Here is a 14,461-nt window from a genome sequence, read left to right as displayed (position 1 = left end):
CCGGCCCCGCCGCGCGCGGGGCCTTTTCTAATCGGAGATTCGCAACATGGCCAAGGTACTCGTCCTTTACTACTCGTCCTACGGGCACGTCGAAACGATGGCGCAGCACGTCGCGGAAGGCGCGAAATCGGTGCCCGGCGTCGAGGTCACGCTCAAGCGCGTGCCGGAGACCATTCCCGTCGACCAGGCGAAGGCGATCGGCGTCAAGGTCGACCAGGCCGCGCCGGTAGCTACCGTCGACGAACTCGCGAACTACGATGCGATCATCTTCGGCACGCCGACCCGCTTCGGCAACATGGCCGGCCAGATGCGCACGTTCCTCGACCAGACGGGCGGCCTGTGGATGAAGGGCGCGCTGGTCGGCAAGATCGGCAGCGTGTTCGCGTCGACCGGCACGCAGCACGGCGGCCAGGAAACGACGATCACGTCGTTCCACACGACGCTGCTGCACCACGGGATGGTGATCGTCGGCGTGCCGTACGCCTGCAGCGGGCTCGTCGACATGAAGGAAATCACGGGCGGCACGCCGTACGGCGCCACGACGCTCGCCGGCGCGGACGGCAGCCGCCAGCCGAGCGCGAACGAACTGGACATCGCGCGCTATCAGGGCAAGCACGTCGCGCAATTGGCGGCGAAGCTCGCGGCCTAATGCTGGCGGGGGTGCGGCTGCGTGGCTGCATCGCTGCGTGGCTGCCCGCCTGTAGCACACCGTAGCTCGGAGCTCGGGGTTTGGGCTCGTCGCTTGGCGCTTGGCGCTTGGCGCTGGTAACTCGTAGCTCGTAGCTCGTAGCTCGTAGCTCGTAGCTCGAGTGTGTAGCTCGCAGCGCGTCACTTGCAGCCCGGAGTGCGTAGCTCTCACCGTATCGCTTGCAACCCGGAGGCCGGAGTGCGTAGCTCGCAGCGCGTCACCTGCAGCCCGGCGCCCAGAGGGTGCAACTCGCAGTGTGCCGCTTGCAGCCCGGAGTGCGGAGCTAGTAGCTCGCAGCTCACCGGTCATAGCCCCCGGCCCGCCGCGCGTACCGCGTCGCTCGGTAGCCCGTGCCGGTAGCGCCATAGCCCGTAGCCGCGCGCCTCCGTACGCGCCGCCCAAGCCGCATACGCAGCGCATACAATCGGGATAGGGGCGGCCAGTTGATCTGGCCGATCCCCTCCCACACCACCCGGCATGCGGGTCCGCACCGGGCGGTTCGAGCAGTTGAGGTTACGAGAGCCGAGGCACCCCAAGTCGGTCGAAGTAGGCAACAGGCATCGCTCGGTTCAGCAACAGGCGGCTGTTGTGCCACCAGCTCCGGCTGTTCGCGGCCACCTTGCGAGCGTCCGCCTCCGAGGCACCCAATGCCAACAATTCCCGATACATCGTCGTGCCACGGCGCCAGTGCTTGAGCTGCATCGCGCGCAACCTGTGCCGGATCCACTTGTCGAGTTCGCGGAACACCTTGGGCGTCTGCGCCAACTGGAAGTACGCCTTCCAACCCGGCATGTACGCCCTCAGACGCTCCGCTACCTCTGGCAAGTTTCTCCCGCCCGAGCGGCGGGTCAGTTCCCGGATGCGTTGCTTGAAGGTCTCCAGGGCCTTTCGGGCCACCGCACATTTGATCCGGCCGCCCGCGCCGCGCCACAGTCTGTAGCCCAGGAACTTGCGACCGGTCGCCGGTGCGACCGCCGTCTTCGCCTCGTTGACCTTCAGGTGGAGCCGATCGTAGAGCTTGCACAGTCCTTCCAGCACCCGTTCGCCCGACCGGCCACTGCGCACGTACACGTTGCAGTCGTCGGCATAGCGCACGAACTTGTGTCCGCGCCTCTCCAGTTCCCGGTCCACCTCGTCCAGCAGCACATTGGCCAGCAGCGGCGAGAGCGGCCCGCCTTGCGGCGTGCCCTCGTATCGCTCACTGACCACTCCGCCATCCATGATCCCGGCCACAAGGTAGAGACGAATCAGCCGCAGCACAGCCTTGTCGTCGATCCGCCTCGATAGCCGCTCCATCAGGATGTCGTGATTGACCCGATCGAAGAACTTCTCCAGATCCACATCGACCACCATCCGGTAGCCGTCCTGTACGTGTCGTTGTGCCATCAGCACCGCGTCGCGCGCTCGACGCCCCGGCCGGAAGCCGTAGCTGTGTTCGGAGAAGGTCGGATCAATGATGGGCTGCAGAACTTGCAGCAGGGCTTGCTGGATCAACCGATCCGCGACCGTTGGAATCCCCAGTTCACGCATCCCGCCATCCGGCTTCGGAATCTGGACTCGCCGCACCGGCCATGGCCGATAGCTGCCGTCCAGTAATGCTTCCCGAATCCCGGGCCAGTGCGTCTTGAGGTGTTCCGCCGTCTCGGCAATCGACTTCCCATCCACCCCGGCACCGCCACGATTGGCTTTGACGCGTTTCCACGCCATCACCAGATTCGCTCTCGCGAGCGCCTGCGATAGCAGACTGTCTCGCCCCAAGCCTCCAGTTTCGTATCGCGCCGTCCGTGCTTCATCACGCCTCGCTTCAGGCTCGGCTTCACCTCGCCATCCCGCGTTGCGCGCTACCTGCGTAGCCTTCTGATGCCCTGCACGTCCGAACGACACGTCCTTCGGCCCTCCTGCTCGTTCGGCCCTTTGCCCCCATACCAGCGGCTACTACGGCCTCTGCTGACTTCTCGCTCCGGCTCAGCACCGTCGCCCTTTCAGGCACAAGGCGAGATCTCCCCAGGTAAGAACGCACTCCTTCATCGCACAACCGCTGCATTTACGCCGCCTCGTCTTGATCACGAGAGCTTCGCGGTCTCTTGCCCGCTCGCCCTGCTCGGCAGTGCCTTCTATGCAGTTCTTGTCCATCGGCTCGCGATTTACGCTCCACGCTTCCTCCCCACACTCGGTCGCCCTCATGCAGTTGCGCTTCACTTCATTTGCCGTGATCAGCTTATGGCGGGACTTGCACCCGCAGGAGTGCGCCCATGCTGGGCGCACAAAACCAACGGCGCCGGTTTCACCGGCGCCGTCTCCTTACCTCGCTCCCCGCCCGTTACTGCCCCGATGCCGGCGCGGCCGGCACGCTCTTCGTCGCGGGCGCCTTCTCCACCGCGTTCTGCGGGTAATTGCTCTGATCGTTGGTCAGCCGGTAGCCGCTGCCCGTGCCGATCGCCTTCAGGTCCTTCGCGTGGCGCGCGCGCGCCGCCTTGCGGGCGGCCTTCTTCTGCGCCTTGTCGAGCTGCTTCTGGGTCGGCGCGGATGCCGAAGCCTGCAGCGGCGCCGACGCCGCATCCTGTGCATATGCGGCCGGCGCGGCGGTCAGCAACAGACCGAACGACGCCGTGATTGCCGCTGCCACCGAAACCACGCGAGACTTCGTCATGGCCGGAACTCCTTGTCGATTGTTGGTTGTGGGTCGAACGCCCGCGTGCGATGCCGGCGCCGATGCAACGTTAGCCGATCGCCGGAAAAATGTCCGTGCGAGTTTCTGAATTCTCCTGATAACGGCCGCGATACGTCGGCGGCCCGCACGTTGTCCATGCCGGCCCGAGGCGCTTGCCGCCGCGCCGCCGATTCGCACCGCGTCGATCACGACACGCCGCATCGCGGCCTGGCCGCCGTGCGCGCAAACCTCGCGAAAGCCGCAGCCGGCGAGCCGCCGCCGCCCAGCCTCAAATCCACCGCGACAACACCGGCAGCAGGATCGGCACGATGAACGCGGTGAGCACGCCGTTCAGCCCCATGCCGAGTCCCGCGAACGCGCCGGTTTCCTCGCCAATCTGAAACGCGCGCGCGGTGCCGATCCCGTGCGACGCGACGCCCAGCGCGAAGCCGCGCACGGCCGGCTCGTCGATGCGCAGCACGTTCAGGATCGCGCGCGCGCACACCGCACCGAAGATGCCGGTCGAAATCACCAGCACGGCGGTGAGCGACGGAATTCCGCCGATCTGCTGCGCGACGGCCATCGCGATCGGCGTGGTCGCGGATTTCGGCGCGAGCGACGCAATCGTCTGATGCGACGCGCCGAACAACGCCGCGACGCCCACCGCGGAGACGATCGCGGTCAACGAGCCGGCCAGCAGCCCGACGAGCAGCGGCAGCGCGGCGCGCCGCAGCTTCGACCACTGGCGATACAGCGGCAGCGCGAGCGCGACGGTCGCCGGGCCGAGCAGGAAATGGACGAACTGCGCGCCCTCGAAATACGTCGGATACGGCGTATGCGTGACGGTCAGCAGCCCGACGATCAGCGCGACGGCGATCAGCACCGGATTCGCGAGCGGGTTGAAGCGCGAGCGCGCATAGACGGCCTGCGCGATCAGGTAGGCGATCAGCGTGATGGTGAGGCCGAGCAGCGGCGTGGCGGCGAGATAGACCCAGATCGCGCCGAGTTTCGGGAAGGCCGTCATCGTGCCTCCCCCGCCGTGCCAGACGCGGGCCGCTGGCGCCGCAGCAACGCGCGCGTGACGAGCGCCGTGACGGCGATCGCGAGCGTCGTGCTCACCGCGAGCGCGACGACGACCGCGAGCGCATCGCCGCGCACGCGGGAAGCCGACACCATGATGCCGACGCCGGCCGGCACGAACAGCAGCGACAGATGGCGCAGCAGTTCGAACGCGGTCGGCTCGATCGCGTCGGCCACCTGCGGGCGCAGCATCACGAAGCCGAACAGCAGCAGCATGCCGATCACCGGGCCGGGCACCGGTATGCCGAACAGATAGGACACGCCTTCCCCGAGGCACTGGAAGGTCAACAAGACCGCGAACGCCTGCAGCATCAAACACTTCTCCCGAACGTGGCCGCGCCGGCGTGCCGCCGCGCGCGCGATGGGCCGGCCGCACCCGGCGCCGGCATGAACGATACGCGCGATCGTACCAACAATGAATGCGCCGCGCCCGCGCGCGGGGCCGTCACGCTGCCGGTTCGATCCGCTTCGCGATGCCGCGCCTCGCCGCACGCGTCCCGCCCACGCAAAAAAGCGGCGGGCCGAAGCCCGCCGCTGCGCCGATCGGCTTAGGCGTGTTCACGCCGGCGCGAATGCCGCTCGCCGCGTTACTTCAACCGCGCCGCGATTTCGTTGCCCATCGCCTTCATCGCGGCCTTCGTCGGCGCGTCGTTGGCGAGCGCGTTGAGCAGGCCGAAATCGTGGATCGTGCCGTCGTAACGCGTGGTCGTGGCGTCGACGCCCGCTGCGTCGAGCTTGCGGCCGTACGCTTCGCCTTCGTCACGCAGCACGTCGAACTGCGCGACCTGGATCAGCGCCGGCGGCAAGCCCTTCAGCTGCGCGACGCTCGCGCGCAGCGGCGACGCGTAGATCTCGTCGCGTTGCGCTTCGTTCTTCGTGTAGGCGTTCCAGAACCACTTCATCAACGGCCGCGTCAGGAAGTGTCCCTGCGCGTATGCGCCGTACGAGCCGGTGTTGAAGTCGTGATCGGTGACCGGCCACAACAGCCCCTGGAAACGGATCGCCGGGCCGCCCTTGTCCTTCGCCATCAGCGCGACGACCGCCGCCATGTTCCCGCCGACGCTGTTGCCGACCACCGCGAGACGGCTGCCATCGACGCCGATCTCCGCACCGTGCGCCGCGACCCATTTCGTCGCCGCATACGCCTGGTTGATCGCGACCGGGTAATGCGCTTCCGGCGACGGCGTGTAGTTGACGAACACCGCGACGGCGCCCGATTGCACGACGAGATCGCGCACGAGGCGCTCGTGGGTCGGGAAGTCGCCGAGAATCCAGCCGCCCCCGTGGAAGAACATGAACACCGGCGGCGTGCCGCTCACCTGTTGCGGCCGCACGATCGTGATCGGCACCGACAGCCCGTCCTGCTCGATCGTGCGGTTCGACACGTCGATGCCGGACAGATCGACCTTCACGCCGCTCTGCGCATCGACCAGCACCTGACGCGCCTTTTCGGGGCTGAGTGTTTCGAGGCCCGGCCCCTTCTGGCCGTTCAGCACGGCGAGGAACGCGCTCGTCGCGGTATCGGGGCGAACGGCTTGCGCGGATGCCGCGGTGGCGGCCGATGCGCCGGACCACGTGGCTGCGACGACGGCGGCGATCAACAGCGGCTTGACGATCTTCATGATGAAACTCCCTGGCTCAATCGGTATGCAACGGATGGACGGTGGACTGCGTGGTAGCGGAATCGGGTGCGATCAGACGAGCGTCAGCGTGACGTCGATGTTGCCGCGCGTCGCGTTCGAGTACGGGCAGACGATGTGCGCGCGATCGATCAACGTTTGTGCGGTTTCGCGGTCGAGGCCCGGCAGCGAGATCTTCAGTTCGACCTCGATGCCAAAGCCGTTCGGGATCGCGCCGATCCCGACGCTGCCCTCGATCGCGGCATCCGCGGGGATCGCGATCTTGTCGCGCGCCGCGACGAACTTCATCGCGCCGATGAAGCATGCGCTGTAGCCGGCCGCGAACAGCTGCTCGGGGTTCGCGCCCGCGCCGCCCGCACCGCCGAGCTCGCGCGGCGTGGTCAGCTTCAGGTCTAGGCCGCTTTCCGGCACGGTCGCACGGCCGTCGCGGCCGCCGGTGGCTTTTGCATGAGCGCGGTAGAGAACTTTTTCGATCGACATGACAGACTCCTTTTCAACGATGAGTGAGTGAACCAACTTGCAAACCGGGGCCGCGCGCCGGCGGTGTCGCCGCCGGCATTGCGTTTGTTTATCTACTCATAGATAGATAAACCAGCCCAAAAAGTGCGGATGTTTCATTCATCCGCTTCAAAAACTATCTACTACAAGATAGACAACCAGCCACAACAAAAAGCGGTGCAAACATGCCCGGCGCTCAAGCCCGGACCTTCCACACCGCCTCTACATCTTCGAGGCGCGCCCGCGTATGAAACAGCCGGCTGGCCAGCACGCTGCCCTGAAACGCCGCGAACAGCGTGCGCGCCGCCGATTCCGGCTTGCCGCTGAACTGCAGCGTGCCTTCGGCCGCGCCCTGGGTCAGCAGCTCGGCGAGCCACTTTTCGTTCGCCTTGAAGAACGCCTGCACCGCTTGCCGCACGTTGTCCGGCAACGATTCGATATCGGCCGCCAGCATGCCGCAGAGGCAGATCCGGTCGCCGTCGCCGAGCGTGCGCCCGAACAGCTTCGTGTACAGGCTCAGCTTCACGTCGGCCGGCAGCGCCGGATCGATCGTCTGGATCGCCGCGAGCACGTCGTCGCTGTAGGCCGCTACCGCTTCCAGCACGAGGTCGTCCTTCGACGGGAAGTAGTAGTGGATGCTCGACGTCTTCACGCCCACCAGATCCGACAGGTCTCGATAGCTGAAGCCGTTGTAACCACGCAGCATCATCAGCGTGATCGCATGATCGAGAATCTGTTCGCGGACGGTCGGCTTCGTTTCCATGGATCGAACTTTATCTACTCATAGATAGATAGTCAAGCACTTTTTCACGGGTGCGGCGGCGGTGCGGCGCTTCGCTTCCTTACGACCGGCCTGCAGCGTCGGCGAATCGGTGCGACACTCGCTGCCGGACGACGCGGTCGCAACGTATGACGCTCGATCGACGTCGGATCGCGTGGCCGAATCACCGGAGGAAAAAGATCGATGTTTTCGTGGTTCGAACGGCGCCTGCCGACCTTTCCTCTCGAGGACCCGGCCACCCCGCCCAAGGGGTTTTTCGCATTCGTCTGGGCGTGCACGCGCGGCGCGCGCGGCTGGGTGTTCCTGATCGCGCTGACGTCGGCCGCGCTGGCCGCGTACGAAGCGGCGCTCTTCGCGATGATGGGGCACGTGGTGGACTGGCTGTCGTCGGCGACGCCGGCCGACTTCGGCGGCCGCCACTTCGGCACGCTCGTCGGGTTCGCGGCGATCCTCGCGGCCAGCGCGCTGCTGATTGCGCTGCATACGCTCGTCAAGCACCAGGCACTGGCGATCAATTTCCCGATGCGGCTGCGCTGGCTCTTTCACCGGCTGATGCTCGACCAGAGCCTGTCGTTCTACGCGAACGAATTCGCGGGCCGCGTCACGACCAAGATCATGCAGACCGCGCTGGCGGTCCGCGATGCGCTGTTCATGACGGTGGACGTGCTCGTCGGCGTGGCCGCCTACCTGATCGGCATCCTGCTGCTGGCCGCCAGCTTCGAGTGGCGGCTGATGATTCCGTTCGCCGTCTGGGCGATCGGCTACGGCGCCGCGTGCTGGTACTTCGTGCCGCGCCTCGGCCAGGTCGGCAGCGAGCAGGCCGATGCGCGCGCGATGATGACGGGCCGCATCACCGATGCGTATTCCAACATCGCGACCGTCAAGCTGTTCGCGCACACGCGGCGCGAGGCCGACCACGCGCGACACGCGATGGAGGCGTTCAAGGCCACCGGCTATGCGCAGATGCGTCTCGTCAGCGCGTTCGAGGTCACCAATCACGTGATGACCACCGCGCTGCTGATCGGCTCGACCGGTCTCGCACTCCATCTGTGGGCGCAGGGCGAGGCGAGCGCGGGCGTGGTCGCGGCGGTGATCGCGATGGCGCTGCGGCTGTCCAGCTATTCGCACTGGGTGATGTGGGAGATGACCGAGCTGTTCGAGAACGTCGGCACGATCCAGGACGGCATCACGACGCTGACGAAGGTGCGCGCCGTCGTCGACCGGCCGGACGCGCGGCCGCTCGTCGTGCGGCGCGGCGAGATCGTGTTCGACACCGTGCGCTTCTCGCACGAGGACAACGGCAAGCCGGTGTTCGACGGCCTGACGCTCACGATCCGGCCGGGCGAGCGCATCGGCCTGATCGGCCGTTCGGGCGCGGGCAAGTCGACGCTCGTCAACCTGCTGCTGCGCTTCTACGACGTGGGCGGCGGCCGCATCCTCATCGACGGGCAGGACATCGCCCACGTGACGCAGGACAGCCTGCGCAGCGCGATCGGCATGGTCACGCAGGACACGTCGCTGCTGCACCGAACGATGCGGGAGAACATTCTCTACGGCCGCCCGGACGCGAGCGAAACAGACATGCGGAACGCGGCCGCGCGGGCCGAAGCGGCGGATTTCATCGAACGGCTGGGCGATCGCCACGGGCGCAAAGGCTACGACGTCGAGGTCGGCGAGCGCGGCGTGAAGCTGTCCGGCGGCCAGCGCCAGCGGATCGCCATCGCGCGCGTGATGCTCAAGGACGCGCCGATCCTCGTGCTCGACGAGGCGACCAGCGCGCTCGACTCCGAGGTCGAAGCCGCGATCCAGCACAGCCTCGGCAGCCTGATGGGCGGCAAGACCGTGATCGCGATCGCGCACCGCCTGTCCACCATCGCGGCAATGGACCGTCTGATCGTGCTCGACGAAGGCCGCATCGTCGAGGAGGGCACGCACCAGCAGCTGCTGCAGGCAGGCGGCATCTATGCGGCGCTGTGGGCGCATCAGAGCGGCGGGTTCCTGGGCGAAACGGCGGAAGCGCAACGCGAGACGCAGTAATGCGCAAGCGGCGCGGCGAGCGGCGGCGAGGCCGCGCCGCCGTGCGCCGTGCTATCGACGACGCAACGCGCAATAAACGCCCGCGGCGCTCGCGCCGAACACCAGATGCGCAACCAGCGTGATCGCGCCGCGCACCTGCGCGAACCACGGAAACACCGCGGTAAACGCGTACAGGTTGACGCCGTAGAGAACGAGCCCGAACACGGTGCCTGCGCACAGTGCGGCGCCGCGCGACAGATTGCGCACCAGCGCCGCGAGCATGGCTGCATACGCGAGCGACAGCGCGGCGTGTACCAGCGTCGCCACGCCCATGATCGTCGGATCGAAACCCGCGGACGATCGAAGCGCCGTGCGCCCCAACGCGATCGCCGCCGTCAGCCGCGCGTCGCGCAGCAGGTTGCGCAGGGCATCATCGCCGACAAGCGGCCAGAGCAGCAGTTCGATCACGGTCGAAGCAAGCGCCGCCGCGCATGCCGCGTACAGGATCGGGACGGGACGGAGCCGGTTCACGTGGGTCGCCTGCCATGTATGACGGCTTGCCGCGCGATCCGCGCCGCCGCCGTGCGTGTACATGCGCGTGCGCGGACTACAGAGGACGATCGCAATCGGTCCAGTACGCGAACGGATCGCGATGGCGCGGATAGTGCGAGTCGAGCCATTTCAGCAACGTCGCACGCGCGTTGTCGAGATCGGCCTTAGACGACGACGTCGTCAACTCGTGCAGCTCGACGGACTTTTCCCGGTCCATCACGTAGCAGTTCCAGTCGGGGCCGTCGAGATCCGGATCGTCGGACGCCTTCGACGCCTTGCGCCAGCCCACGCCCTTGCGCGCATCGATGTAGTAGCGCGGATGCACTTTCAGGTAAGACATCTCGCCGCCCTGCAGGCTGCTTTCCGCGCGCAGCACGTCGCGTTCGTCGACGATCTGCGTGACTTCGGGCAGCCGGCGCGCGCGCCAGCCGACCGGCAGCGTCGCCGTCGCGCGCACCGCGTCGTACGCGCCCCACGTGAGCCCCCACGCTTGCGCCATGCGCTGCATGAACGCATCCGCGCCCGGATAGCCGCGCAGCTGGATGCGCGTCGACAGCGTGACTTCGACGCGGCCGTCCGCGCCGGTGGCGTCGTCGGCTGCTTCGAACGGGTTGCCCGGGCGCGACGCGCTCGGGCGCGCGTCCGCGGGCGCCAAGCCCGAAAACAGCTGGTCCAGCGCAGCACGCGCCTTCGACGACTTGTCTGGTCTATTCATTACTCGTTCCCTTTACATTCGAGCGGCTCGAACCGCTCGATTTCCGTATTTTCGTCCATCTGTCGAATCCCGCGCTTTTTCCGCGGTCGCATTGTCGGCGATCGGCCGGCCGCGGTCGAGCGGCAACGACGCCGACGCACGCGCGGCTCGCCTATCCGAGCGCCGCGCGCATCCGCTCCATCAGCGCCAGCACCTCGGGACGCGCCTCGCCCTTCGCATGCACGAAGTAATCGCTGAGCGGCGAAGCGACCTCGTGCCGGCTGACGCGGACGAGGCCGCTACGCTCGAGATAGGCCGCGGCGAGCGGCGTGCGCGCCAGCGCCACGCCGAGCCCCGCTTCGGCCGCCGCGAGCACGAGGTTGTAATCCTCGAAGCGGCGGTCCTGCGCGCGCGGCTTGAACGCGATGCCGAGCGCGGCGAACCACGTGCGCCAGCCGGTGACGTCCGAATCGTGCAGCAGCGGCATCTCGAGCAGCGCCGCGTCGCCGCCGCGGCGGCGCAGCGTGGCGAGCTGCGCGGCGAGCCGCGGGTGCGCGACCGGATGCAGCTTCTCCGGCATGAACTCGCGCGTTTCCAGATGACGCCAGTTGCCGCGCCCGTAACGAATCGACAGATCCGCTTCGCCCGCTGCGATGTCGACGTTGCGCAACTCGATGCCGAGCTCGATGCGCAACGTGGGCGCCTCGCTCTCGAGCGCCTGCTGCCGCTCGAACAGCCAGAGCTGCGCGAAGGCGGGCACCACGCTCATCCTGACGAGCCGCGGCGCGCGCGGCAAGCGCCACTGATCGGCCGCGCCGTCGATGATCGCGAACGCCTGCTCGATCCGGCCGACGAAGCGCTGGCCGTCCGGCGTCATGCGCACGCCGCGCGCATGACGCTCGAACAACGTCATGCCGAGCCAGTTCTCGACGGCAGCCACGCGCCGGCTGATCGCGCCGTGCGTGACGCCGGACACCTCGGCCGCCGCCAGAAACGAGCCGTGACGCGCGACCGTGCAGACGGTCTCGAGGCTCGCGAGCGGCGGTCGCGAGCCCGGCTGCGGCAGCGCACCCGGCTGCGAGTGCGCCGGACGGTCGCCACGGCGGCGCGCCGAGCTGTGATCCATATTCATATCCGGATGTCGATCTGTGCGCTAGCTTAACATCTCGCGACACTGCACCATGGCCGCATGAACACGCTCTCCTCCTCTCCCCCCTCTTCGGCACGCGACGCGCGACAGCGGCTCGTCGCGGCCGGCGCGGTGGCGTTCACGATCGTCTCGTGGGCCAGCGCGTTCCCGTTCATCCGCATCGGCCTGCACGGGCTGACGCCGCTGCAGCTCGCCGCCGCGCGCTTCGCCACCGCGGCCGTGCTCGCGCTCGCATGGCTCGCGTGGCGGCGGCCGCCGAAGCCGAGCCGCGGCGACGCATTGCGCTTTCTCGCGTGCGGCCTGCTCGGCATCGCGCTCTACAACGCGCTGCTCAACACCGGCGAGCAAACCGTCTCGGCCGGCGCGGCCAGCTTCATCGTCAACACGCTGCCGATCTTCACGGCACTGCTTGCCGCGGTGTTTCTGCATGAACGCTTCAATCGCTGGGGATGGCTCGGCTCGCTGGTCAGCCTCGCCGGCATCGCGGTGATCGCGCATGGTCAGCCAGGCGGCCTCGTGCTCGGCTCCGGCAGCACGCTGATCCTCGGCGCGGCGCTGTGTTCGGCCAGCTATTTCGTGTTGCAGCGGCGGCTGATCCCCGTGTACGGCGCGCTGCCCTGCACCGCGTACACGCTGCTGGCCGGCGCGGTACTGCTTGCGCCATGGTTGCCCGGCGCGCTGGCGGCGCTCGGCGACGGTGCGTCGCACGAGACGGTGTCGGCCGTCCTCGTGCTCGGCATCTTCCCGGCGGCGCTCGGCTATGCGGCGTGGTCGTTCGCACTCGGCCATTTCGGCGCGGCGCGCGCGTCCAGCTTCCTGTATCTGACGCCGGCGGTCGCGACGGCGATGTCGATGATGCTCACCGGCGAACGGCCCGGCATCGGCACCGTGGGCGGCGGCCTGCTGGCGATCGTGGGTGTCGTCGTCGTCGCATTGCGCGGACGCGCGTAGCCGCGCGGCGACGTCGCACGCGGAGGCCGCGTCGAGTGAGCGGATCACCGCACGCTCCGGAGCCGGCTACGATTGCTGCAAAACCGACGAGCGACTCGGCAAGCAAGCGAAGCGCGCGTCGATTCGCCGGCGCCAGCGGGCTCGACCGTTAGTTGCATCGAATCGGAGGAGGCGTTGCCGCGCCGATGAATCGAAGTGTGCAGACGAATCGACCGAACAGTTGCTGACTGATTGCATCGCACTGTCCATGGCTTCGGAATCCGGCCCGTCGAATAATCAGGGCAATTGACGGCGCGACACGCGCACGCGCCGATCGCGCGACGGCCGTGCGGCCGCATCACATTTGCGCAAGCTCGGACAATTCGCCGAGACGGGCGCAAGCGCGTTCAGATATATTCAGACGAATTGCGTGTCGTCCGATGAAGTCGCATGCGCCGCGGCGGCACCACGGCGTACTCGACGATCGGCGACAGGCAAGCCGAACCCATCGCGGGTCGCGGAGACTCGCCCGGCTCGCCGGCCGCCTCACAAGGGCGTGCGCGATCGAACGGGCGGCAACAGCACTATCAATCAACGGAGATGGCAGATGGAACGAAGCACCGTCGGCATGCGCTGCAAACCCCTGGTCACCGTCGCACTGGCAGCCGCCGCATTCGCGGCCGCCTCGAGCGCGATGGCCGACCAGGTCGTGAAGATCGGCAGCGTCGAACCGCTGACGGGCGGCATTGCCCACCTCGGCAAGGACAACGAGAACGGCGCGCGTCTGGCCATCGAGGAAATCAACGCGAAGGGCCTGACGATCGGCGGGCAGAAGATCACGCTGCAGCTCGACGGCCAGGATGACGCGGCCGACCCGCGCCAGGCCACGCAGGTCGCGCAGAAGCTCGTCGACAACAAGGTCGCCGCGGTGATCGGCCACCTGAACTCGGGCACGTCGATCCCGGCGTCGAAGATCTACAGCGACGCGGGCATCCTGCAGATCTCGCCGTCGGCCACCAACCCGGCTTACACGCAGCAGGGCTTCAAGACCACCTATCGCGTCGTCGCGACCGACGCGCAGCAAGGCCCCGCGCTCGCGCGCTACGCGCACTCGAAGGGTGTCAAGAGCGTCGCGGTGGTCGACGATTCGACCGCCTACGGCCAGGGCCTCGCGAACGAGTTCGAGAAGAAGGCGAAGGCGCTCGGCCTGAAGGTCACGTCGCACGACGCGACGAACGACAAGGCGGTCGACTTCCGCGCGATCCTGACCAAGATCAAGGGCGAGAATCCGGACGCGATCATGTACGGCGGCATGGACGCGACGGGCGGCCCGTTCGCGAAGCAGGCGAAGCAGCTCGGCCTGCGCGCGAAGATCTTCTCGGGCGACGGCGTGTGCACCGAGCAGCTGTCCGACCTCGCGGGCGACGCGGCGTCGAACGTGGTCTGCTCGCAGGCCGGCGCGGCGCTCGAGAAGATGCCGGGCGGCGCGGCGTTCAGGGCGAAGTACGAGAAGCGCTTCGGCCAGGTCATCAAGTTCGATGCGCCGTTCGCGTATGACGCGGTGTACATCATCGTCGATGCGATGAAGCGCGCGAACTCGACCGATCCGGCGAAGATTCTCGCGGCGATGCCGGCGACGAAGTATGAAGGCGTGATCGGCACGACGACGTTCGACGCGAAGGGCGACCTGACGCACGGGATCATCTCGATCTACGGCTACAAGAGCGGCAAGAAGACCTTCCTCGACGAAGTGAAGATGTAATTCCCCGCGATGCCGGCGCG

Annotated in this window: 14 protein-coding genes; 4 read left to right on the top strand and 10 right to left on the bottom strand. The window is 67.5% G+C overall.

The window, feature by feature from the left end; genetic code table 11:
- The first annotated feature begins 46 nt into the window (after positions 1–46).
- Positions 47–649, top strand: a complete 603-nt coding sequence (gene wrbA / locus WJ35_RS19060; RefSeq protein WP_011880650.1) for an NAD(P)H:quinone oxidoreductase — start codon at positions 47–49, stop codon at positions 647–649.
- Between the two features lie 552 nt (positions 650–1,201).
- Here the strand turns inward: wrbA and ltrA are convergent.
- From ltrA to WJ35_RS19025, 7 genes are all read right to left on the bottom strand, one after another.
- A complete protein-coding gene (gene ltrA, locus WJ35_RS19055) occupies positions 1,202–2,572 on the bottom strand; it encodes a group II intron reverse transcriptase/maturase (RefSeq protein ID WP_059623392.1) in 1,371 nt (456 codons plus the stop codon).
- Positions 2,573–3,008: 436 nt separating this feature from the next.
- Positions 3,009–3,338, bottom strand: a complete 330-nt coding sequence (locus WJ35_RS19050) for a hypothetical protein (protein WP_011880653.1) — start codon at positions 3,336–3,338, stop codon at positions 3,009–3,011.
- A 289-nt stretch (positions 3,339–3,627) separates the two neighbouring features.
- Positions 3,628–4,362, bottom strand: coding sequence for an LrgB family protein (locus WJ35_RS19045; protein WP_011880654.1), 735 nt, complete (start codon positions 4,360–4,362; stop codon positions 3,628–3,630).
- Positions 4,359–4,730, bottom strand: coding sequence for a CidA/LrgA family protein (locus WJ35_RS19040; protein WP_011880655.1), 372 nt, complete (start codon positions 4,728–4,730; stop codon positions 4,359–4,361). The genes WJ35_RS19045 and WJ35_RS19040 overlap by 4 nt, the downstream gene beginning before the upstream one ends.
- Before the next feature lie 275 nt (positions 4,731–5,005).
- A complete protein-coding gene (locus WJ35_RS19035; protein WP_011880656.1) occupies positions 5,006–6,040 on the bottom strand; it encodes an alpha/beta hydrolase in 1,035 nt (344 codons plus the stop codon).
- A 72-nt stretch (positions 6,041–6,112) separates the two neighbouring features.
- The gene (locus WJ35_RS19030) at positions 6,113–6,538 is read right to left on the bottom strand and encodes an organic hydroperoxide resistance protein (RefSeq protein WP_011880657.1); all 426 of its coding nucleotides are present in this window, start codon (positions 6,536–6,538) and stop codon (positions 6,113–6,115) included.
- Positions 6,539–6,752: 214 nt separating this feature from the next.
- Positions 6,753–7,319 (bottom strand): TetR/AcrR family transcriptional regulator, encoded by a 567-nt coding sequence (locus WJ35_RS19025; RefSeq protein WP_069239699.1) that lies wholly within the window; start codon positions 7,317–7,319, stop codon positions 6,753–6,755.
- 201 nt (positions 7,320–7,520) lie between these two features.
- Between WJ35_RS19025 and WJ35_RS19020 the strand changes: the two genes are divergently transcribed.
- Complete coding sequence (locus WJ35_RS19020) at positions 7,521–9,374, top strand: ABC transporter ATP-binding protein (protein WP_069239698.1); 1,854 nt, start codon at positions 7,521–7,523, stop codon at positions 9,372–9,374.
- A gap of 51 nt (positions 9,375–9,425) precedes the next feature.
- Here the strand turns inward: WJ35_RS19020 and WJ35_RS19015 are convergent, their stop codons facing one another.
- The 3 genes from WJ35_RS19015 to WJ35_RS19005 form a co-directional block, all read right to left on the bottom strand.
- Entirely contained in the window at positions 9,426–9,884 is a 459-nt protein-coding gene (locus tag WJ35_RS19015) for a hypothetical protein (RefSeq protein ID WP_043292830.1), read from the bottom strand.
- A 76-nt stretch (positions 9,885–9,960) separates the two neighbouring features.
- The gene (locus WJ35_RS19010; RefSeq protein WP_011880661.1) at positions 9,961–10,620 is read right to left on the bottom strand and encodes a hypothetical protein; all 660 of its coding nucleotides are present in this window, start codon (positions 10,618–10,620) and stop codon (positions 9,961–9,963) included.
- A gap of 151 nt (positions 10,621–10,771) precedes the next feature.
- Positions 10,772–11,731: a LysR substrate-binding domain-containing protein gene (locus tag WJ35_RS19005; RefSeq protein WP_069239697.1), complete on the bottom strand. Its 960-nt coding sequence runs from the start codon at positions 11,729–11,731 to the stop codon at positions 10,772–10,774.
- Between the two features lie 57 nt (positions 11,732–11,788).
- Between WJ35_RS19005 and WJ35_RS19000 the strand changes: the two genes are divergently transcribed.
- Entirely contained in the window at positions 11,789–12,700 is a 912-nt protein-coding gene (locus tag WJ35_RS19000; protein WP_034194413.1) for a DMT family transporter, read from the top strand.
- Between the two features lie 586 nt (positions 12,701–13,286).
- On the top strand, positions 13,287–14,441 hold the full coding sequence (locus WJ35_RS18995; RefSeq protein WP_069239696.1) for a branched-chain amino acid ABC transporter substrate-binding protein: 1,155 nt from the start codon (positions 13,287–13,289) through the stop codon (positions 14,439–14,441).
- Positions 14,442–14,461 lie beyond the last annotated feature (20 nt).

The organism is Burkholderia ubonensis, assembly GCF_001718695.1.
Taxonomy (GTDB): Bacteria; Pseudomonadota; Gammaproteobacteria; order Burkholderiales; family Burkholderiaceae; genus Burkholderia; species Burkholderia ubonensis_B.
The sequence above is the reverse complement of the archived record's forward strand: the minus strand, read 5'-3'. Positions and strand labels throughout refer to the sequence as shown.